This window comes from Vagococcus elongatus, assembly GCF_003987645.1.
Classification (GTDB): Bacteria; Bacillota; Bacilli; order Lactobacillales; family Vagococcaceae; genus Vagococcus_A; species Vagococcus_A elongatus.
Window position 1 is genome coordinate 23,618 of the sequence record NZ_NGKA01000022.1, and the last position, 21,873, is coordinate 45,490.

Below are 21,873 nucleotides of genomic sequence, written 5' to 3' on the forward strand. Positions count from 1 at the left end.
GATTTCCGGGCAGCCCCTATTTCTTGAAACATAAAGAATCAAGAAATAGAAGTTACCTGAGAAATCCAGCATGACAAATTAATCGTTCTTTGTATAAACAGAAGGAAGAGCAGCATAGAAAGCAGCACAACGAACTAAGTCGTCTTTCCAGATTTTTTCGTTAGGTGCATGTGCTTCTGCTTCAGCACCTGGTCCAAATCCGATACAAGGAATTCCGTTACGTCCCATGATTGTGACACCGTTTGTTGAGAATGTCCATTTATCCAATAGCGGACGTTGACGGCGCATATCAATAGTTTCTTTTGAGCCTTGACGCTCTTCTCCCCATAATTCTTTATGAGTTTCCATCAATGCTTCTGAAACTTCATGATCTTCTGGAATCACCCATGTTGGGAAGTAGCACTCGATTGGGTAAACCAATCCTGTATAAGATGGACGGTCATAGTCATACATAGAAACTGTCACGTCATCGCCGTATTTCTTAACAGCAGGCAACTGACGGATTTCTTCAAGACAGCTTTCCCAAGTTTCGCCAGCTGTCATCCGGCGGTCAAGAGAGACTGTACAACCGTCTGCAACTGCACAACGGCTTGGTGAAGAGTGATAGATTTGAGAAGCAGTGATTGTTCCGCGACCTAAGAAACGAGCTTCTTTCCATTCAGGATTATATTTTTCGTCTAGCATTCTAACTAATCCGCGGATAGTTGTACTTTCTGTGTCACCGTTATTATTCAATGCACGAACATCGTTTAAAATGTCGGCCATCTTGTAAATAGCGTTGTCTCCTCTTTCAGGAGCAGAGCCGTGGCTTGAAACACCTTTCACATCCACGCGGATTTCCATACGTCCACGTTGGCCGCGGTAGATACCGCCATCTGTTGGTTCTGTTGATACAACAAATTCAGGACGAATATCGTCTTCTTTGATGATATATTGCCAGCATAGACCGTCACAGTCTTCTTCTTGAACAGTTGCGGTTACTAATACTGTAAATTTATCAGAAAGTAAATCTAAATCTTTCATGATTTTTGCACCGTAAACAGCAGAAACAATTCCTCCGCCTTGGTCAGAAGTACCTCGTCCGCCGATTTCAGAATCAGTTTCATAGCCTTCATAAGGGTCAAATTCCCAGTTTGATTTTTCACCAATACCGACTGTATCAATATGTCCGTCAAAAGCGATTAATTTTTTACCTGTTCCCATATAACCTAACAAGTTTCCTTGCGGGTCAAATTCGATTTTATCAAAACCTAGTTTTTCCATTTCTTCTTTGGCACGAGCCATTTTAGCGCCTTCTTCAGCACTTTCCCCCGGAATTCTCACCAAATCGCGCATGAACTTAGTCATGTCCTTCTCGTATCCTTTTGCTGCTTCTTTAATTGCTTTAAAATCCATCTTTTTTTATTCCTCCCATAAGATTTTTTTGTAATTAACAGGGTCTGTGTCTCCTTCAGTAGAGAACATCAAAACCTTGGAATTCCCATCTAGTCCTAAAGTTTCTTTCAAATCAGCATATTCAGGATCTTGCATTAAAGTTGCTACCAATCCCATGCCGACTGCTCCAGATTCTCCAGAAACAACTTGCGGATCACCTTTTAGAGGTGCTCCCAGCATACGCATGCCTTTTGAGGCTACCCAGTCTGGGCAAGAAACAAACGCATCTGTATGATTTTGCAGAATGTCAAATGAAATCGTGTTCGGCTCTCCGCATGCCAAGCCAGCCATAATTGTATTCAAATCGCCGTCTACAAAACGGATTTTGCCATCTTTTTCTTTAGCTGAAATGTATAGACAATCAGCTGCCGAAGCTTCCATCACAATCATTTTAGGCGGGTTATCTTTGTATAAGTTAGCAAAATAACCGACTACCGCTCCTGCTAATGATCCAACACCTGCCTGCACAAAAATATGTGTCGGCACATCTTCTTTTGCTTTCAGTTCATCTGAAGCTTCCAAAGCCATCGTGCCGTAGCCTTGCATGATCCAAGTCGGGATTTTTTCATAACCTTCCCAGGCTGTATCTTGCACCATGACGCCATTTTCTGTTTCTTCTGCCATAGCGTTAGCCATTCGGACACACTCGTCATAGTTTGCATCTTCGATAGACACTTTTGCGCCTTCTTTGGCAATGTTGTCAAAACGAGTTTGAGTCGTTCCTTTAGGCATCAGAACCACAGATTTTTGTCCCAATTTATTTGCTGCCCAAGCCACACCACGACCATGATTCCCATCAGTAGCAGTGAAGAATGTTGCCTGTCCAAACTCTTCTTTTAGTTTTGGAGATGTCAGAAATTCGTAATCCACTTCAGAAATGTCTTTTCCGATTTTTTCTGCGATATAATTCGCCATAGCAAATGATCCACCTAAAACCTTGAAAGCATTTAGACCAAATCGGTAAGATTCATCTTTAACATAAAAGCCCTTTAGGCCTAAGTATTCCGCCATATGTTTCAGATCCGCCAATGGTGTTTCTGTATATTGCGGGAAACTTTTATGAAAAGCTGTCGCATTTCGAATAGCCGTTTCATCCATCAACGAAAAATGTTTGTCATCTGTCTTGGGCATTTCATTCTTTACCCATTTAATTTTTTCCAATAGTATAGCCTCCTATTTTTTCTCAGGGATGCGGCGGAAAATAAATTTCCCCTGCTGTCCTTTGAGTAATTCACCATTTTCACTTACTAACTTTCCTCGCAGATACACTGCTTTAGCTGCCCCTTTTGTTTCAAAACCTTCAAAAGCAGAGTAATCACAGTTTTGCAGTTGTGTCTCAGCTTGAATGACCCCTCTTGCCTCAGGGTCCCAAACAACAATATCAGCATCACTGCCGACTTGCAGTACCCCTTTTTGCGGATAGAGGTGAAATTGTTTTGCGATATTTTCTGATAATAAGCCGACGAATCGTTCCAAAGTGATTTTCCCAGTGGTGACGCCTGCCGTGTAAATTAATTCCGGTCGAGTTTCGACACCGGGCAAACCTCCAGGGATCTTAGTAAAATCATCTTTCCCCATAACTTTCTGAGTTTGAAAATTAAAATCACAATGATCCGTTGCAATCGTATCCACATCGCCATCACTCACACCTTGCCACAATGCTTGCTGATCTTCGAGGCTCCTTAAAGGAGGAGCACAGACGTACTTTGCCCCCTCAAAATTCGCCAAATCATACAAATGATCATCAAGCAAAAGATATTGCGGACACGTTTCGATAAACAACTCCTGACCAGCTTCTCTAGCACGTTTAGCTACTTCCAAAGATTCTTTTGTGCTTAGATGCACAATGTTGACCGCAAGTCCTGCTTGACGGGCAATCGTCAGATAGCGGTTAACTGCTTCCGCCTCAAGTATATTCGGTCGGGACAGCGGATGGTAACGAGGAGCAGTTTTGCCTTCTTTTAAAAATTCAGCCTGCAGTTCGTTGATGATATCCCCATTTTCACAGTGGATTCCCAGCATTCCTCCCACTTCTTTGATTGCCAGCATGGCACGATAAATATCCCTATCGCTAGTTCTCAAATTATCATAGGCCATATACATTTTAAAAGAAGTCACGCCACGCCTAGCCATCTCCCGAATTTCCTCAGCCAGCGATTCATTAAATTCAATCAAAGACATATGGTAATTGTAGTCACAAGAACTTTTTCCTTCTGTCATTTTATCCCAAACCGCTAAACATTCTTTTAATGTGTGCCCTCTTTCAGGTGTTGCCATATCAATAACGGTGGTCGTTCCTTTACAAACTGCGGCAATACTGCCAGTAGTAAAATTATCCGACGTGTCTGTAGCACCATTATTTAATTCAAGGTGGGTATGTCCGTCGATAAATCCCGGAAACAAATAACAACCTGTCACATCAACAACCTGTGCGTCTTTATCATCAAAGCCGTGACCTAGAGCTTTGATTTTTTCACCTTCAACTACCACATCTAATTGACGGCGTCCGTGGCTGGACACCACGGTACCGCCTGTCAAAATTGTTTTCATAAAACTTCCCCCTGTCAATCTGCTAGACAAAAGGCATAATCATCGATAACTGCTTCCATCATGTCTAACAATTCATTTGGAATCGTTAGATTTGATTCTGATAAATTAGTGGTGATTATGTCTGTAGCAAGTCGGACCTTACATGTTTGTTTATCTGCATCTATGACGTAGAAACCTTGGTTCGTACTATCATAGAAATCTACTTCACTGTTGAATAGAGTAAATTTGTCTTTGTAAGGTGCACTTGAGTATGGACAAAACGTCTCACAGTTGCCACACTCGTTACACATACGATCAATATGTAAAATTTGCGGATTCCCATTAACATTGATGACAACATTGGCTCTGTTAGGACAAACATCCACACAGGATTCGCAAATAGTCGAACATTCCAGACAACGTTCTGCTTGAGTCATACAGTTCGTTTCAGACACCAGCAAGCCGCGTTTGTCTCTCGGAACCGCACGATTGATATTCAGGTTGGCTCTTTCATAATTATGATTGTGAACATCACAAATATCATTTGCCACCGTCGTTGCATCAGCAATAGCTTCTACAATTGTTGCCGGTCCGCGATTTGCATCACCAATCACATAAACATTCTTCAAGTTGGTTTCTAGGGTGGCAGGGTCATTCTTGACAGAACCCCACTCATCCGTTTCAATACCAACAGAAGCGAAGAAATCATTGTCTACTTTTTCACCCACAGCAGCAATCAGCGTATCTGCCAAAACTTCTGTGAATTTGCCAGTTGCCATAGGCTTTCTTCTGCCTGAAGCATCCCGCTCGCCCAACTTCATGATTTCACATGTCAATTTTCCGTTTTCCAATGATACAGGTGCTAGCAATTCAAGGAAATTGACATCATCTTCTAACGCCAAGTATAATTCTTCCTCATCTGCCGGCATATTGCGTTTGTCTCGACGATAAACAATCGACACACTCTTAACACCAGGAATTCTTTTTGCAGCTCTGGCACAGTCCATGGCAGTGTTTCCACCACCGACGACAACGATACGTTCACCGTAAGGGTTGTCTTCTGGATTTAAGCGGTTAGCCTTTAAGAATTCAAGGGCATTCAGTGCTGTTCCTTTTTCAAGACGCAGTTTTCCGCGTTTCCATGCGCCGATAGCAAAAACAATGTTCTCATAGCCTTGATTCCGTAATTCTTCAATACTTGGTGCCGCTTGTCCTGTTTTAAATTCAGCACCCATGAACTTCGCCAATTTCACATCTTTTTGGACACTTTCCATTGGAATTCTAAATTCAGGAACAATTTGACTGCAGACCCCTCCCAAAGTTTTATCTCTTTCGAAAACTGTTACCGGCATACCTTCTCTGGCCAGCAAGTAACCTGCTGCGATTCCAGCTGGACCGCCACCGATAACGGCTGTTTTAACTGCATCTTTTTGCGACACTGGTTTTTCCAATGTTGCTATTAATTGATCATAGGCATGTTCTGCTGCTTCAAGCTTCACACCGCGAATATCAATGGCACCTTCATAAAATTCCCTCGTACATTTTGTTTGACACGGATGAGCACAGATCGTCCCGGTAATAAACGGCAGAGGGTTTTTGTCAACGATAACTTGCAACGCTTCCAAATATTTCCCTTCGCTGACATATCTCAAGTATGCCGGGATATCTTGATTGATTGGACAACCGCCAGTTCCTTGACAAGGTGCTGTGTAACAATCAATCAAAGGAACTTTTTCAGGTAATTTTGAAGAAATTGGTAATTTGATCGACTTCTGATAACGAGCCTGCATAAGAGATTTGTTTACAAGCTTATCTAATTTTTCTAAATCAAGAGACACATACGTCGGATAATCTAACACCGATAAAACGTTCGCAATTTGATTAATCCTTTGGTAGCCTCCCGGTTTTAACAAAGTGGTGGCTACGGTAATCGGCCAAATCCCCGCTTCAAATAACGCTTTCACATTGAAGATGTCTGCGCCGCCAGAATAGGAAATTTGCAGTTTTCCATTAAAAGCATCCGATAATTTTTTGGCCACTGCAATACTTAGTGGAAACAGAGAACGTCCGGACATATACATTTCTTCACCTGGAAGCTCTCCTTGCGTGATATCCACAGGGAAAGTGTTAGTGATTTTAACTCCGAAGCTTAAATGATTCCTGTCAGCTAAATCTTGCAATCCATGCATCATAGGAACAGCATCTTCGAATTGTAAATCTCCAAGGAAATGTTTGTCATCGAAAGCCATGTAATCGAACCCTAAGTCATCCATTGTTTTTCTGGCATATTCATAACCTAACAATGTAGGATTACATTTGATAAAGGTATGAAGATGTTTGTCTTTCAATAAATGTGTGGCAATTTTTTCGATTTCATCTGGTGGTGTACCGTGCAAAGTTGAAAGTGTGATCGAACGAGACACTCTTGGACTGATGTTTTTAATATATTTTTCATCCACTCGGGTAAATTTATCTAAATGTTTGAAAGCCGCTTCCTGACATTCTTTCCAAATGTCTGAAGTTGAAGCATCGTTCATGCCATCTATGTAGTTCTGAATCTTTGGCGTCAAAATACCTTCCAAATCATAACCCACACTCATATTGAAGATAAATCCTTCAGGCGAACCTAAGTCGAATTCATGACTAAGCAATTTCAGTACAAACCAGCCTTTAACATATTCTTCAAAAGCTTCAGGTACTTTTAATTCTGTTGACCATTCTACGTTATAACCTTCATCACGAGCTGAAATACATGGTTTTGATACAGGTAAATCCTCACCGTCTAGAATTTGAACAGTTTTTAATTCGAAAAATCTAGAACCCGTCAAGTAGGAAGCCACAATGTTTTGAGCAAGTTGTGTATGAGGCCCTGCTGCCGGTCCAATCGGTGTTTCCATTTTCTCGCCGAATAAAGATAGATTTTTCTTTCCATCCGCTTGGTAAAATTTACGGATGCCGAAAATAGTCCCGTTAGTTCTAAACTCTTCCATTACCCAATTCAACAAAGCATCTATTGAAATGGGACGCATAATATCACTCATTTTTACACCTCTTATCCGTTAATTCGCTGCCATAGTTTTTGTGCTTCCTGTGCTGAATCAGCATACAGTTTTTCTTCATCTACTCCCAATACTTCCCGATTGCGCATCTTGACTTCTCCGGCAATCACAGTATCTGTCACGCAACGACCATTCATACCAAAGAGTATGTGGCTGTTGCAGTTGTTTTCATCCATCGGTGTCGGTGCATGGTAATCAAGAACGATCACATCTGCTGCCGCACCAGCTTCCAAAACACCAAGTTTTGTATCAAAATAGCGATTGGCCATTTGCGCATTATTTTCAAAAAGCATCTGAGGGACTTCTACCCAACCAGCATTCGGGTCAACTAGATGATGCTTATGAATCAAATTAGCAAACTTAAAGGATTCTGTCAGATCATTGGTGAACCCGTCTGTTCCTAGTCCGCTTAAGATACCAAATTCATTAAGAAAGCGAAGTGCAGGCGAGCAGCCAACAGCGTTGCCCATGTTTGATTGGGGATTTGTCACAACCATCGTATCTGTATCTTTAAGCATTTGCATTTCACCAGGACCAATATGGATACAATGTGCAGTCATTGATTTTTTCCCAAGAATCCCTAGATCGAATAATCGATTCACAACAGGTTTATTGTATTTAGACAAAGAATCATAAACATCTGCTGTTCCTTCAGCCACATGGATATGATAGCCAATATCCTCCGGCGTATTTTCTCTGACGTAATTCAATGTTTCATCTGATAGCGTAAAGGAGGCATGAAGACCCATCATTGCTTTTTGCATGTCATCAGTGCGTTTTCCTGCTTCTTTGATGAAAGCTGCGTTTTCAGCAACTGCTTCTTTCATTTTATCTTTGCCGTTTCGATCGGATACCTCATAACATAAACATGTTCTTACCCCAAGTTCGTCTGCTGCTTTCGAAAGTTCGAAAAGGCTTCCAACTGTTTCGCCATAACTTGCATGGTGATCAAACATTGTTGTCACACCATTTCTGATACTGTCTAGGTAAGCAACTTTTCCGCTCAAGTAAGTCGTCGTATTTTTCAATTCATTGTCCAGTTTGAACCATTGACCTTCTAAAATTTCAGTAAAATTTTTAGGGTGGAAACCGACAATGCTAAGCCCTCTGGCAAAAGTACTATAAATGTGGTTATGCATATTGATGAATCCCGGCATAATCACGCCACCTTTTGCATCGATAAACTCTGCTTCTGGATAAGCTTTTTTCAACTCATCCGTTGAGCCAACTTCTTTGACTAATGGACCATCAATCGCCACACAACCATTTTTAATAAAACCGTTTTCCTTTTGACGCGTAATAACGTTTCCGTTACCTATTAATAACATCCTTCAACCTCCTATAATTAAAATATTTTTTACGATTAAAATGAATTTTGTAACATACATAAAAATGAACTTTATTAATTCATAGCAAGATTGTAATCCTGTTCACATAAAAGGCTTATTTATGCCCTTTCTGTTTTGTTCATCCACATTATAGCACCTGTGCTAAAAAAAATCCAGTATAGCTAAAAAATATTTTTATGTTCTTGTAAATAATATAACTACATGTTATCATTACAGTGCTAACCTTTAATCAATTCTTAAAAATAATCAATCAAATGAGGGGTTTGTATGTTGCAAGACAGCAAGTTAAACTTTTTAAGTCAAATAGGCAAAGCGATTGCTGGACAATTTGGAAAAGATTGTGAAATTGTTATTCATAAAATTGATTCGAATGATTTGAATCATTCCATCATATCAATAGAAAACGGTCATGTGTCTTCCCGTCATTTAGGGGATGGCCCTTCCGAGGTAGTCTTGGAAGCTTTACAAAAAGAACCGGAGGAGTTAGTTGATCAAATCAATTATTTGACTCGTACCCATGATGGGCGAATTTTAAAATCTAGTACTGTTTATGTGAAAGATGAGACTGGACAATTGGAAGCTATCTTCTCAATTAATTACGATGTGTCATCATTAATCGCCGCAGAATCAGCTATCAACGCGTTAATCAAGGTTGAGAGCAAAGAAAATAAACACGAACCAAGTCTGATTCCGAAAAATGTTAATGATCTTTTGGATGAATTAATTCAGGAATCTGTACGGTTGGTCGGGAAACCAGTGGCACTGATGAATAAAGAAGACAAAATCAAGAGTATCCAATTTTTAAATGATAAAGGCGCTTTTCTGATTACTAAATCTGGCGATAAGGTCGCCAACTTCTTTAATATTTCAAAGTATACGCTTTATAATTACATCGGCTGATAAGTTTGATTCTAGATAGGATATTGATCCATCCTTTATAATCTTAGCTCTAATAGTAAAAGCCTCCCATTTTTGGGCGGCTTTTTACTGTTTTTGGATTATCATAGCTTCACGACCAATCCATGAGAGTCCTTTAATATAAACTTGACCTCCAATTAAAACCAGTTAGGTGTCATGAACCATTCTATCCAGAATGACATCTGCAAATTGTAGATTGCTTACATTACCGGCCGGTTTCTCGGTACTTTTCATAAGAGCACAACTTTGAGATTTTTCTCATAGCTGACTAATAGCACAATGTGCCTCGGCCACATCCTTAAACCGAACTTTCACTGGCCGGCAATTACTGATTTACTGACAAACTACATAACAAAAAAGGAAGACCTTAGGGGGAGTCTTCCTTTTTATTTGCGGTCTTCATATACGACCTAATCCAGTAAGCTGTTTTAATAATCCAAATCAGATTCCTCCCCGGATACTATCGCTACACCCGCACTAGCACCGATTCTTGTTGCACCGGCAACGACCATCGCTTCGACATCTGCCAAGGAATGAATCCCGCCAGATGCTTTGACCTGGGCTTTGTTCCCAACAGTTTGTTTCATTAACTGAACATCTGCTACAGTAGCACCACCAGTAGAAAATCCTGTAGAAGTTTTAACAAAATCAGCACCTGCTTCGACTGCTAATTCACACACTCTGACTTTTTCTTCGTCTGTTAGTAAAGCCGTCTCAATGATTACCTTAGTTAGTGCTTTCCCAGCTGCTGCATCTATCACAGCTTGAATATCTGCGAAGACTACATCATATTGATTGCTTTTTACTGCACCAATATTAATTACCATATCAACTTCATCAGCACCAGCAGCAATTGCCGCCTTCGTTTCGAAAGCTTTTGTTTCAGTCGAATTGGTGCCCAAAGGGAAACCAATAACTGTACAAATTTTCACTTCACTGTCAGCTAACTCTTTAGCTGCTAAGGGAATCCAACACGGATTAAGACAGACGGAAAAAAAACCATGTTTTTTTGCTTCAGCTGTCAATTTCAAAATATCTTGTTCGTTAACCTCTGCTTTCAAAGCAGTATGATCGATTAGTTTCGCTACGTTCATCTTTTCTCTCCTTGTTTATCTACATTCAAATTCGATTTATTTTGACTTAATATACGTCTTTCCATTAGCCGCTGGTCCTTGCGCTTTACCAATAAAGAGCATCAAGACTAGAATGGTCAAAAAGTACGGCGCAACTTGCAGCCAAACCGGATCAATATTTTTAATCCCTGGCACATAGCTGCCAATCACACTCAGACTCTGGGCAAAGCCAAAAAATAATGCTGCTCCCATAGCACCAAGTGGATTCCACTTGCCAAAAATCATGGCTGCCATCGCAATAAAACCTTGGCCGGCAATAGTCGTGGCTGAAAAATTTAACGAGACTGATTGAGCCATGACTGCTCCACCTATCCCCCCCAAGACTCCTGAAATCAAAACACCAGCATATTTCATTGCGGATACATTAATCCCCAATGTATCTGCTGCCTGAGGATTTTCCCCTACCGAACGAAGTCTTAATCCAAACTGAGTTTTATAAATCACAAACCAACAAAATATTGAAACAAGTATCGCCACATAAGCTACAATCGAAGTATCTTTGAAAAAAATCGGGCCTAAGACGGGAAGCTTTGATAAAAGAGGAATCGTTGTCTTACCAAAACTATATTTAATAAAATCAGTTTGACCTTTTTCTTCATATAATGTTCTTGTCAAAAAAACTGCCAATGCCGGCGCCATCATATTCAATACTGTTCCGCTTATAATATGGTTTGCCCGCAAATTAATTGTCGCAACGGCATGAATCAGCGAAAAAAGTGCTCCTATCACTGCTGCGACTAACAAACAAATCCACGGAGTTATCTCACCCATTTTATCGCCAAAAGTGAGATTAAAAACCACGGAACTAAAAGCTCCAATAACCATCGTACCTTCCAGTCCAACATTAATCGTTCCACTTCGCTCAGAGAACGTCCCACCTAGGGCAGTAAAAACCAATGGAGCTGAATAAATCAGCGCTGATGATACAATAATCGATAAAATTGAAACCATCTCTTACTCCCCTTCCTTTCTAGCAGTTTCAGATAAGACGATAGTGGCAGAAACAGCTTTATGTTTTTCCAACCGCTCCATAATATAGCGCAGTAAATAACCAGCCCCTACAAAGAAGATTATCGAAGCAATCACTATATCCACTACTTCAGTGGGAACTCCCGAGGCCATCGGCATACTGACACTGCCAACTTTTAATGCGCCAAATAGTAACCCGGAAAACAGTATTCCTAAAGGTTGACCACCTGCCAGTAAAGCAACCGCCATGCCATCAAAGCCAGTACTCGGAACACTACTCATGATAAAGATATTTTGAAAATTTCCAAGACCTTCCATTGCACCCCCTAAACCAGCCAAGCCGCCAGAAATCACCATCGCCAATATGATATTCTTTTTGGCACTCATTCCTGCATATTCGGAAGCAAAAGGATTCAAACCAACTGCTCTCAACTCAAAACCAATTGTTGTTTTTTGCATCAAAATCATGATAACAACACACATTAAAATTGCTATAACAAGTCCCATATGGATCGTCGAATAATTCGTTGCTTCCGTCAGTGTCTGCCATCTTAAACTCGCGTTTTTAGCAATTTTAGGCGTCGCATCATCACCTTCCGTCAAAATCTGACGAATAGCATAATTGGATAAATAGAGTGCTGAATAATTCAGCATGATAGTGACAATGACCTCGCTCGTGCCAAAATAAGCACGTAAAACTCCTGCAATTCCCGCCCAAATTGCACCGGCTGCAATGCCGGCCACTAAGCTAAGCGGCACTAAAAAAAGTTTAGGTAGACCAGCAAATTGTAAAGCTACTATAATCGAAAACAACCAACCAAATATCACTTGGCCCGCTACACCAATATTAAAAAACCCAGCACTTCGGGCAACAGAAAATCCTAACGCTACTAAAATAAGCGGAGTTGCATGCCGTAACGTTTCCCCTATATAAAACGTGTTTCCTAGTGATCCTTTAATTAATGCTAAATATCCTTGAATAGGATCATATTTAAATGCTACCATCACAATGCCACCAAGAAGCAGTCCCAGAAAAACTGACACTAGTGGCAGTACGATGTTTTTTGTTTTTTCTTTCATTGACATTCACTCTCCCTAGCAGCTTTCTTGACGATTTTTTTCAATTGTCTCCATTGTCTTACCAGCCATCAACAATCCTAATTCCTGAGGTGTCGTTTCTTCCGGCAACACCACGCCTGAAATCTGTCCATCATGCATGACCGCGATTCGGTCGGACACATTTAAAATTTCATCCAATTCAAAACTGATCAACAATACAGCTTTACCTTTGTCACGTTGTTCTATCAAACGTTTATGAATATACTCAATGGCACCAACATCCAAGCCTCGGGTAGGTTGAGCTACAATCAGTAAATCAGGATTACGGTCCACTTCACGGGCAATAATAGCTTTTTGTTGATTCCCTCCTGATAGAGCCTTCACAGGAATTAATTCATTGACTGTTCGTACATCATATTCTTGAATCAAGTTCCTTGCGTATTCATTGATATTTTTATAATTCAGTAATCCTTTAGATGACAAAGGTTCTTTATAATAAGTCTGAAGAGCTATATTTTCAGCCACACTCATTTCTAAGATCAACCCCAGCTTATGCCGATCCTCAGGAACATGTCCAATATTTTTCTCAGTGATTGCCCGTGGACGAAATCCGGAAATTTCTTTGCCTTTAAGCTTCACGGAACCTTCTTCCACTTTGCTAAGTCCCGTGATCGCCTGAATAAGTTCACTTTGGCCATTACCATCAATTCCCGCAATCCCAACCACTTCCCCAGCATGCACTTCCAAGCTCAACCCTTTGACTGCTTCAAGGCCCCGCTTTTCTTTAACTACTAGATTTTCAATACTCAATACCAGCTCTTTTGGGCTACCAGGTTTTTTTTCTGTTTTAAAAGAAACTGCACGCCCAACCATCATATCTGCCAATTCCTGCTCAGTAACTGAAGCAACATCCACAGTTCCAATACTTTTACCACGACGGATCACCGTGCAATCTTGAGCGACAGCTTTGATTTCATCCAACTTATGCGTGATTAAAATAATTGATTTTCCTTCTGCAGTCAGTGATTTCATAATTTTAATCAACTCATCGATTTCCTGCGGTGTCAAAACTGCTGTTGGTTCGTCAAAAATCAAGATGTTGGCTCCACGATAAAGAGTTTTTAGAATCTCCACTCGTTGCTGCATACCGATTGAGATGTCCGCAACTTTAGCATTTGGGTTCACATCCAAACCATATTTCTGAGACAATTCAATGATTTCTTTTTCTGCTTTAGATCGGTCGATAATACCTGCTTTTTTAGGTTCATTTCCTAAAACTATATTTTCTGTCACTGTAAAATCTTTGATCAACATAAAATGTTGGTGAACCATTCCGATGCCAAGTTTATTAGCAATTGTCGGATTAGAAATGCTGACCTCTTCTCCATTTATCAAAATCTCTCCAGATGTTTGCTCCAGAAGTCCTGACAAAATATTCATCAAGGTTGATTTCCCTGCGCCATTTTCTCCAAGTAAAGCGTGAATTGTACCGGCTTTGACTGCTAAATCAATTCCATCGTTGGCTCGAAACTCACCAAACTGTTTGACAATTTTTTTCATTTCTATGGCTAGCGTTTGAGTTGTCATACTTGTTCCTCCAAATCATATTCAGATCCTATTTCAATTCAGAAGGTTTTTCCATAACCGTGATTTTACCATCGATAATCTGTTGTTTGAATTCTTCAACAGCTGCTTTTGTTTCATCAGACAATTGACCATCAGTTAAATCAACACCTTCTTCTGCTAAACCAAAGATAATTTTCTCACCGCCAGGGAACTTATCCTCCAATGACATGTTAGAAATTTCAATAACTGCTTTCCCGACACCTTTCAAAGTCGAGGTCAAAGTAATATTCATCCCATCTACTTCTCCCTCAGCAGATTGATCACGGTCAACACCGATTACCCATAATTCACGATCAGGGTCATTTTTCTTAATGTCCCGCGCTTCTGAAAAAACACCATTTCCTGAATTCCCGGCCGCGTGGAAAATGATATCAGCACCGCCGTTAAACATAGCTGCAGCCTGTGATTTTGCCTTAGCTGGATCTCCAAAAGTCCCCACATATTGCACATCCACTTCGATTTTTTCATCCACTGCGGCAACTCCCTGTCTGAAACCTGCTTCAAAGCGGTCAATAACCTCACCATTTTGTCCACCAACAAAACCAACTTTTTGTGTTTTGGTTGTTTTTGCAGCGGCAATACCTGCTAGAAAAGCAGCTTCATTATCTCGAAATGTTACAGAGGTAACATTGTCTTTTCCGTCAATTACAGCATCAATAATGACGAAGTCTACATTGTTTTTTTGATCTGCCACTTCTTCGACAGCATCTTTGATACGATGTCCGATGCCAAAGATCGTTGAAAACCCATTCCCTGCTGCCGTGTTTAAATTAGTGATGTATTCCGAATCCGATTTAGAATGAAGGTAGTTATAACCATTTGTTCCTTTTTCATAACCATGTTCTTCTCCCCACTCTTGCAATCCTTCCCAAGCGGACTGATTAAAAGATTTATCATCGACTCCCCCAACGTCTGTAACGATGGCTACCGTTTTCTCTGCTTTCTTCCCACTTTTATTTTCTGAATCCCCTGCAGCTCCTTCAGAACCACACCCTGTCACTATTAAAGACGTTAAAATAAAACCTGCTAACAATTTACCAAAATGATTTTTTCTCATAACTTTTCCCTCCTGATTTCTTTTAAAGTACTTAAAACAGCAGTCCTTTAATGTTTTCATAAGATTGCGCTTTCTTTTGACATCAGTATACGCGAGGTTTTTGTTAAAAGCAACAACTTTTTTTCATTTCGGTAAAAAGATCCGTTAAAATAAGTGTGAAAAACAGTACAAACCCTAACGTCATGAGGTTTGTACTGTTCTTATATACTTTAAAAATCAATTGCTATGCGGGTGATTCGGGATAGATTCTAGCAAGGTATCAAAAAAGTCATACGGGAGACCGGTAAAAGATGTTTTCAGTCGTAGAGCACACCTCCAATTCAAATTGAAGGTGTTTAAATATAATTTTTTTCTTCAACAAAGTAATCTATTACTAAACAAGCGGCCCCTTGGGAAACAGTGTTGAAAGAAGCATTGGCAAGATGCAACTGAACATCTGATATCCCGAGCTGAGAGTTACGTTTAGTAACCGTTTCTTCCACCCATTCATAAAGTCTCGGACCAAGCGTCCCTCCCAAAATAACCTCTGTTGGGCGCAGTTGAAGAATCAAATTACTGATCCCCACGCCTAAATAACCAGCAGCTTCTCTAGCTGCCTCCAGACACAGCGGATCGTGATCATCAATTCCCTGCAGCACATGATGATAAGATAATTCATCAAGATTAATCTGTTTTTCTGTCAAGGAAGAAAGATATCCCAATTTTATTTTTTTTATTACTTCTTCAAAAATAACAGGCACTGTTGCGTACATTTTCAAACAACCAAACGCTCCACAACTACACGATCTTCCAGCGATATCCACCACCATATGCTGGACTCCCTCATTCATTTCACTTTGATTATACAATAATTTCCCATTCAAAATGACTGCAGAACGAATCTTAAAATCACTAGCCACAAAGAGCAAACTATCTGTTGTACGCCAATGATTTTTTCGGTATTCAGCTAAAGCAGCCAAATTAGTCGCTGAATCTACTAGAACTTTTAACAGATTGCTGCGCTCCAAATAATTGACAATATTAAAACGATCCCAGCCAAGCTCGCTAAAATATTGATCCCCCGTGATGCTGTTGTCTTTCACATCTATCCGGCTCAATATTCCTACACCGATTCCCAGAAGTTCACTCCTGTCACGTCCAATTTCCATTAGCATTTCAGTAATACCGTCTGTGATAAAATCCAAAACTACCATAGGTGAACATTCTGCAGACATCTTTAATTTTCTCACAGATATAATATCTAAATTCAAATCAGTAAAAAGAACTGTTGTATACAACTGACTGATTTCTGCTCCAACTAAAATATTTTTGGCGGCATTGATTTGATAAACTTTTGGTTTTCTCCCACCACTGGATTCTCCAACGTCACTATCATCTATCAAAGCGGCAGACAATAATTCTTCTAACATCCGTACACATGTTGCGTGCTTAAAACCCGTTTCTTCTTTCAACAACGTAATATCACTTTTTCCCAATTTTCGGATTGTCCGATACAATTGTTTGAGACGCATATCCTTAGCTGATGAAAGCTCATGAAAATCTTTTAACATCGTCTTTCTCCCTCACTTTTGCATACCTTTATTAAACCCTATGAATCAAAATAAAGCAATTACAATCTCTACTTTCTCGAAAACTTTTTACCGTTTTGATAAAAAGATGTTTACTTTTACTATTTTATGTTTTACACTCAGGATATCACCTTCAACAATCGGTTGAAGAAAATCAAGGAGGAAAATGTAATGTCTTTAAAAAAACAAATCGAAGAAGCGAAAGATTTTATTCTGAGCAAAACAAGCAGCAAACCTGAAATCGGTATCATTTTAGGCTCAGGATTGGGGAGTCTAGCAGATGAATTGGAAAACAGTACTACTATTCCCTACCCCCAAATTCCTAACTTCGCTAAATCACAGGCAGAAGGACATGCCAACGAATTAGTCATTGGAGAACTTTCTGGAAAAACTGTGATTGCCATGAAAGGAAGATTCCATTATTACGAAGGTTTTAGTCCTTTAGAAGTCACTTTTCCTGTTCACGTTATGAAAGCTCTAGGAATCACCAAATTGATTGTCACAAATGCTTGTGGTGCTGTTAACACAGAGTTTTCCCCTGGCGATTTGATGCTAATTACAGATCATATCAATTTGACTGCCAACAATCCTTTTATTGGAACGAATGATGACACAATGGGACCACGCTTTATCGATGTATCGGAAGTTTACAGTAAAAGACTGCGCAAAATCGCTACTGAGATCGGGGAATCTCTGGAAATCTCCCTGCGTCAAGGTGTCTACGCTTGGTGGACAGGACCCGCTTATGAAACTCCAGCTGAAGTGCGCATGATTCGTGTATTGGGAGCCGATGCGGTCGGTATGTCAACTGTGCCAGAAGCATTAGTCGCACGGTATTATGGTATTGAAACTTTAGGAATTTCATGTTTAACAAATATGGCTACAGGAATTCTTGATCAACCTTTAAATCATGAAGAAGTAATTGAAGTAGCTGCTCGTGCCAAAACAAGCTTTATCTCTTTAATCAAAAACATTTTAGCAGAAGTCTAAATAAGAATAAAAATTAGAATACTATCTACCAACAATCCCCTTTTGATGAATTTTATATAGCCCTAGAAAAGAAAATAGACTCAGTATTTTTTCTAGGGCTATTTTACTAGATGAAAAAAAGAAATGAGAGGTTTACTATGAAAGGATATATTTACGTTATCATCGGTGCGTGCAGTTATGGTGTTTTATCCACTTTTGTAAAATTAGCTTACACTAAAGGGTTTATCGTCAACGATGTCGTTGGCATCCAAATGTTCATTGGAGCCATCTTGCTGTGGGGCAGTGTGCTTTACCAACGGTTCAGCCATACATCCAAACAATCGTCAGAAAACTTTAAAAAAATAAATAAAAAAAATGCATGGAAACTTTTAATTATCGGTTCTTCGACTGGATTAACGGGCATGTTGTACTACCTAGCCCTTCAATATATTTCTGCCTCATTAGCAATTGTTCTACTCTTTCAATTCACTTGGATCGGCATCTTGATTGAAGCAATTATTACCCGAAAAATTCCGCAAAAAATCACATTGCTTTCATTAATTCCATTATTGTTTGGAACACTTTTAGCAGCCGGGGTTCTCGGGGGTAACATCACTCTACATCCTTTAGGGTTGCTTTTTGGCTTTTCAGCAGCCATTTCCTATAGTATCTTTGTATATGCTTCTGGTCAAATTGCTCCTGAAAGCAACCCCCTATTAAAAACAGCTATTATGATTACAGGTGGATTTATATTGTGTTCGGTTTTTTTACCACCAAACTTCTTTTCAGATATTCATCTTTTCATTCAGGTTACATTACACGCTGGGATTTATCTTGGGTTTTTCGGTCCATTTCTTTCAACTCTGATGTTTGCTAAGGGAACTCCTTTGATTGGGACTGGGATGGCTTCATTGTTGGGTGCAATGGAGTTGCCTACGGCTATTTTTATGTCACAAATTGTTTTAAAAGAAACGGTAGGTTTGGGGCAATACATAGGTATTCTGTTAATTATTTCCGCAATTTTCCTGCCACACTTTGTCAATCGTACAAAAAAATATACTTATACAAATGGAGGAAACTAAATGTTTAAACGTATACATTTGCTTGTGATGGACTCAGTTGGGATCGGTGAAGCACCAGATGCGGTAAAATTTGATGATGGGGGTAGTCATACGCTCGGTCATATTGCCGAAGTCGCGGGTTTACAGTTACCTCATATGGAATCGTTGGGCTTGGGGATGATTGCACCTTTGAAGGGAGTTGCAGCTAAGGTAAATCATAAAGGTTATGTGACTAAGCTGGAAGAAGTTTCTGTAGGAAAAGATACAATGACAGGTCATTGGGAAATCATGGGCCTTAGCCTTCAGATACCTTTCCGTGTGTTTCCTGAAGGTTTTCCGCAAGAATTATTGGATAAAATTTCAGAGTTCTCTGGTCGTGGAGTCATTATGGAGGCTAATAAACCTTACAGTGGCACTCAGGTCATTACAGATTTTGGCGAGAATCAATTAAAAACCGGTGATTTAATCATTTATACCTCCGCAGATCCTGTATTACAGATTGCTGCTCATGAAGAAGTCATTCCTTTGGCAGAGCTTTACCATATTTGTGAATATACACGGAAAATCACCAAAGACGAGCCTTACATGATTGGTCGAATCATTGCCCGTCCTTATCTAGGTGAACCAGGTAGCTTTACCCGTACAGCCAACCGTCATGATTATGCTTTGAATCCGTTCGATAAAACTATTTTAGACAGTTTAAAAGAAAATGGTAAAGATGTTATTGCTATAGGTAAAATCAATGACATTTTCAATGGGCAAGGCATCACAGAATCTCTTCGCACCATTTCCAATATGGATGGAGTAGATAAACTGTTAGACGTGATGAAACAAGATTTTGAAGGGTTAAGTTTCACTAATTTAGTCGATTTTGACGCCTTGTTTGGTCATCGCCGTGACACCCAAGGCTATGCCCAAGCGTTAGAAGAATTCGATGCTCGATTGCCTGAGATTTTTGAAGCAATGGCTGAAGATGATCTGTTGATGATTACGGCAGATCATGGCAATGATCCAACTTTCAAAGGGACAGACCACACGAGGGAATATGTGCCATTGATGATTTACAGTAAAAAACTAACGAGACAAGGCTCTCTGCCACAGGGCTATTTTTCAGACATTGCAGCAACAATTGCTGATAATTTCAATGTACCGAAAACTGAAAATGGTAGCAGTTTCTTAAAAGATCTAATCTGAACAAAAAACAAAGTTGACAATCACTGTTTAAAGATTAAACCTATATCCAATCTTTAAACTTGATGTAAAACTCTTGATAAAAAATTCGAAAGCACTATGAATAGAATACCGATAAATTAATATAAAATCAGCGGAAAAAATGGACTGTCTGTTAACAAAAACCAAGCATATCCGTTAATTGAGAGTTACTTGGGTCAGGTTTCCATTGCAGTTGCACTTGGCACGATCTATATCTGATGACATATCTTTTTAGACCAGTCAACGATAAACCTTTAGCAAATTGAAATATAAAGTTTTAGACACAAATCTTGTCATCAATTGAACTCTAGCTCCCCATAATAGTAAGACTTCCTGTTCTTTGAGAACAGGAAGTCTTTATTGAGACAACTCCTATGGCAACAGTAAATCTTGGTAATTTTTTTCTTTCACGAATTCATCCGCTAACTTATCAAGATATCAGGATGTCCTACATCAGAAAAACTTCTATCTCCCCCTGAAGACGGCACCACAAACTCTTTTTTTAGCAATTTGCGTCAACTTTCTTTATCTTGATTATGCTGAAAACAAATTATCCACTTAGTCGAGAAACCAATTCCACAAGCGTATTAGCAAAAGCTTGAATATCTTCTTCAGTCAGTCCTATTCCAAAACTAATCCTGATAGAAGTATTAATAATCGAACTATCTGCACCATACATGGCAACTAATACGTGGGAAGGATCTATCGTGCCCGCCGTACAAGCTGACCCTGCCGAAACTGCAAAGCCTCTCAAATCAAGATTAGTCAGCAGCATTTCGCTAGAGACTCCCGAAAATGACAGGTTGAGAATATGAGGGGACTGGTCAACTGTTTGACCGTTAACACTAAAGTCGAGATGATTTTTTGATAAAGTATCAAGAATGATATTACGATAAAGTTGATAGCTATCAAAATTGTTCTTCTTTTTCTGTGCTGTCAATAAAGACACTGCTTTCGCAAATCCCGCAATAGCAGGAATGTTTTCTGTTCCTGCCCTTTTTTTATTCTCCTGCTCTCCCCCGTGAATCAAAGGTGAGATAATCATTCCTTTTTGGACATATAAAAAACCAAGCCCTTTTGGACCGTTTATTTTATGAGCACCCGCTGACAGTAAGTCAACTTGCCAATCATGAACATCAATTTCTTGCAATCCATAAGCTTGCACAGCATCTGTATGGAACAAAGCTTGATGGTCTTTCAACAGTTCCCCGATGTCACGAATAGGAAATATTGCACCTGTTTCATTGTTTGTGTGCATCAAAGAAACTAAGATGGTATCTTCCCGCAAGGCGTTTGCCACGTCTGCTACACTGAGTTCACCCGATGAGGTTACTGGCAAATAAGTCACTTCGAATCCTTTTTTTTCTAGATATTTAAAAGTTTTTAAAACAGCTGAGTGCTCTACCTGACTTGTGATTAGATGTTTACCCAGATGAGCATAATTTTCAGCTGTTTTCAAAATAGCTAAATTATCACTTTCACTACCGCTGCCAGTGAAGATTATCTCGTTAGATTCTGCGCCGATACTTTTGGCAATAATCTCACGGGAATTTTCCAAAACTCCTTGAGCAGATTGTCCGAATCGGTGAAGACTGGACGGATTACCAAAAGTGTCTTTCATCACTGTGTACATTTCTTCGATTACTTCGGGCGCTAGCGGTGTGGTCGCTGCATGGTCCAAATAGATGGATTTCACTTATATCATCTCACTTTTACTTACATTTTACTTTTTTATCATATAGGTAAATAGGTAGAAATGCAAAGACAAAGAATCCAATCACAAACGGAAGTTTTGTTTAATAACGCCGATAGTAAAATTAAGCTAGACAAATAAAAAAAGTCATCTGTGCTACACTCAAGATAGTTCCATCCAAAGAATTATAAGGAGTGAGTACAAATGACCTACACCCATCTTACACCAAACGAACTC

16 protein-coding genes are annotated in these 21,873 nt (G+C 39.7%); 4 read left to right on the forward strand and 12 right to left on the reverse strand.

The genetic code is table 11. The annotated features are described in order from the left end of the window. Positions 1–78 precede the first annotated feature (78 nt). From CBF29_RS13875 to ssnA, 5 genes are read right to left on the reverse strand one after another with little or no spacing between them, the layout of a single operon-like run. Entirely contained in the window at positions 79–1,395 is a 1,317-nt protein-coding gene (locus tag CBF29_RS13875) for a YgeY family selenium metabolism-linked hydrolase (protein WP_211334293.1), read from the reverse strand. A 6-nt stretch (positions 1,396–1,401) separates the two neighbouring features. Next, complete coding sequence (dpaL, locus tag CBF29_RS13880; RefSeq protein ID WP_211334294.1) at positions 1,402–2,595, reverse strand: diaminopropionate ammonia-lyase; 1,194 nt, start codon at positions 2,593–2,595, stop codon at positions 1,402–1,404. A gap of 12 nt (positions 2,596–2,607) precedes the next feature. Then, complete coding sequence (gene hydA, locus CBF29_RS11685) at positions 2,608–3,984, reverse strand: dihydropyrimidinase (RefSeq protein WP_126809905.1); 1,377 nt, start codon at positions 3,982–3,984, stop codon at positions 2,608–2,610. A gap of 14 nt (positions 3,985–3,998) precedes the next feature. Further along, positions 3,999–7,004: a putative selenate reductase subunit YgfK gene (gene ygfK, locus CBF29_RS11690; protein ID WP_126809906.1), complete on the reverse strand. Its 3,006-nt coding sequence runs from the start codon at positions 7,002–7,004 to the stop codon at positions 3,999–4,001. 11 nt (positions 7,005–7,015) lie between these two features. Beyond that, the gene (ssnA, locus tag CBF29_RS11695; protein WP_126809907.1) at positions 7,016–8,350 is read right to left on the reverse strand and encodes a putative aminohydrolase SsnA; all 1,335 of its coding nucleotides are present in this window, start codon (positions 8,348–8,350) and stop codon (positions 7,016–7,018) included. Between the two features lie 288 nt (positions 8,351–8,638). On the opposite strand from ssnA, the gene CBF29_RS11700 reads away from it, so the two are divergent. After that, entirely contained in the window at positions 8,639–9,271 is a 633-nt protein-coding gene (locus CBF29_RS11700) for a helix-turn-helix transcriptional regulator (protein ID WP_126809908.1), read from the forward strand. A gap of 446 nt (positions 9,272–9,717) precedes the next feature. On the opposite strand, the gene deoC is transcribed toward CBF29_RS11700, so the two are convergent. The 6 genes from deoC to CBF29_RS11730 form a co-directional block, all read right to left on the reverse strand. Then, on the reverse strand, positions 9,718–10,383 hold the full coding sequence (deoC, locus tag CBF29_RS11705; RefSeq protein ID WP_126809909.1) for a deoxyribose-phosphate aldolase: 666 nt from the start codon (positions 10,381–10,383) through the stop codon (positions 9,718–9,720). A gap of 36 nt (positions 10,384–10,419) precedes the next feature. Beyond that, a complete protein-coding gene (locus CBF29_RS11710; protein WP_126809910.1) occupies positions 10,420–11,373 on the reverse strand; it encodes an ABC transporter permease in 954 nt (317 codons plus the stop codon). Positions 11,374–11,376: 3 nt separating this feature from the next. Further along, entirely contained in the window at positions 11,377–12,471 is a 1,095-nt protein-coding gene (locus tag CBF29_RS11715) for an ABC transporter permease (RefSeq protein ID WP_425469900.1), read from the reverse strand. A 15-nt stretch (positions 12,472–12,486) separates the two neighbouring features. Beyond that, positions 12,487–14,037, reverse strand: coding sequence for an ABC transporter ATP-binding protein (locus CBF29_RS11720; protein ID WP_170170068.1), 1,551 nt, complete (start codon positions 14,035–14,037; stop codon positions 12,487–12,489). 28 nt (positions 14,038–14,065) lie between these two features. Next, positions 14,066–15,133 (reverse strand): BMP family lipoprotein, encoded by a 1,068-nt coding sequence (locus CBF29_RS11725; RefSeq protein WP_126809912.1) that lies wholly within the window; start codon positions 15,131–15,133, stop codon positions 14,066–14,068. A gap of 335 nt (positions 15,134–15,468) precedes the next feature. Then, the gene (locus CBF29_RS11730) at positions 15,469–16,683 is read right to left on the reverse strand and encodes an ROK family protein (protein WP_126809913.1); all 1,215 of its coding nucleotides are present in this window, start codon (positions 16,681–16,683) and stop codon (positions 15,469–15,471) included. Positions 16,684–16,872: 189 nt separating this feature from the next. Between CBF29_RS11730 and CBF29_RS11735 the strand changes: the two genes are divergently transcribed. From CBF29_RS11735 to deoB, 3 genes are all read left to right on the forward strand, one after another. Continuing rightward, positions 16,873–17,691 carry a purine-nucleoside phosphorylase gene (locus CBF29_RS11735; RefSeq protein WP_126809914.1) on the forward strand — a complete coding sequence of 273 codons (819 nt, stop codon included), beginning with the start codon at positions 16,873–16,875 and terminating at the stop codon, positions 17,689–17,691. A gap of 137 nt (positions 17,692–17,828) precedes the next feature. Then, positions 17,829–18,752 carry an EamA family transporter gene (locus CBF29_RS11740; protein WP_126809915.1) on the forward strand — a complete coding sequence of 308 codons (924 nt, stop codon included), beginning with the start codon at positions 17,829–17,831 and terminating at the stop codon, positions 18,750–18,752. Further along, on the forward strand, positions 18,753–19,925 hold the full coding sequence (gene deoB / locus CBF29_RS11745) for a phosphopentomutase (RefSeq protein WP_126809916.1): 1,173 nt from the start codon (positions 18,753–18,755) through the stop codon (positions 19,923–19,925). A 568-nt stretch (positions 19,926–20,493) separates the two neighbouring features. Here the strand turns inward: deoB and CBF29_RS11750 are convergent. Further along, positions 20,494–21,639 (reverse strand): cysteine desulfurase family protein, encoded by a 1,146-nt coding sequence (locus tag CBF29_RS11750; RefSeq protein ID WP_126809917.1) that lies wholly within the window; start codon positions 21,637–21,639, stop codon positions 20,494–20,496. Positions 21,640–21,873: the final 234 nt, after the last annotated feature.

What these genes read in the sequence shown, in the direction of transcription:
- deoC (WP_126809909.1), bottom strand. Translation starts at nt 10,383, where the DNA reads ATGAACGTAGCGAAACTAATCGATCATACTGCTTTGAAAGCAGAGGTT.
- CBF29_RS11735 (WP_126809914.1), top strand. Translation starts at nt 16,873, where the DNA reads ATGTCTTTAAAAAAACAAATCGAAGAAGCGAAAGATTTTATTCTGAGC.
- CBF29_RS13875 (WP_211334293.1), bottom strand. Translation starts at nt 1,395, where the DNA reads ATGGATTTTAAAGCAATTAAAGAAGCAGCAAAAGGATACGAGAAGGAC.
- CBF29_RS11740 (WP_126809915.1), top strand. Translation starts at nt 17,829, where the DNA reads ATGAAAGGATATATTTACGTTATCATCGGTGCGTGCAGTTATGGTGTT.
- CBF29_RS11700 (WP_126809908.1), top strand. Translation starts at nt 8,639, where the DNA reads ATGTTGCAAGACAGCAAGTTAAACTTTTTAAGTCAAATAGGCAAAGCG.
- hydA (WP_126809905.1), bottom strand. Translation starts at nt 3,984, where the DNA reads ATGAAAACAATTTTGACAGGCGGTACCGTGGTGTCCAGCCACGGACGC.
- CBF29_RS11710 (WP_126809910.1), bottom strand. Translation starts at nt 11,373, where the DNA reads ATGGTTTCAATTTTATCGATTATTGTATCATCAGCGCTGATTTATTCA.
- ssnA (WP_126809907.1), bottom strand. Translation starts at nt 8,350, where the DNA reads ATGTTATTAATAGGTAACGGAAACGTTATTACGCGTCAAAAGGAAAAC.
- CBF29_RS11730 (WP_126809913.1), bottom strand. Translation starts at nt 16,683, where the DNA reads ATGTTAAAAGATTTTCATGAGCTTTCATCAGCTAAGGATATGCGTCTC.
- CBF29_RS11725 (WP_126809912.1), bottom strand. Translation starts at nt 15,133, where the DNA reads ATGAGAAAAAATCATTTTGGTAAATTGTTAGCAGGTTTTATTTTAACG.
- deoB (WP_126809916.1), top strand. Translation starts at nt 18,753, where the DNA reads ATGTTTAAACGTATACATTTGCTTGTGATGGACTCAGTTGGGATCGGT.
- CBF29_RS11720 (WP_170170068.1), bottom strand. Translation starts at nt 14,037, where the DNA reads ATGACAACTCAAACGCTAGCCATAGAAATGAAAAAAATTGTCAAACAG.
- ygfK (WP_126809906.1), bottom strand. Translation starts at nt 7,004, where the DNA reads ATGAGTGATATTATGCGTCCCATTTCAATAGATGCTTTGTTGAATTGG.
- CBF29_RS11715 (WP_425469900.1), bottom strand. Translation starts at nt 12,471, where the DNA reads ATGAAAGAAAAAACAAAAAACATCGTACTGCCACTAGTGTCAGTTTTT.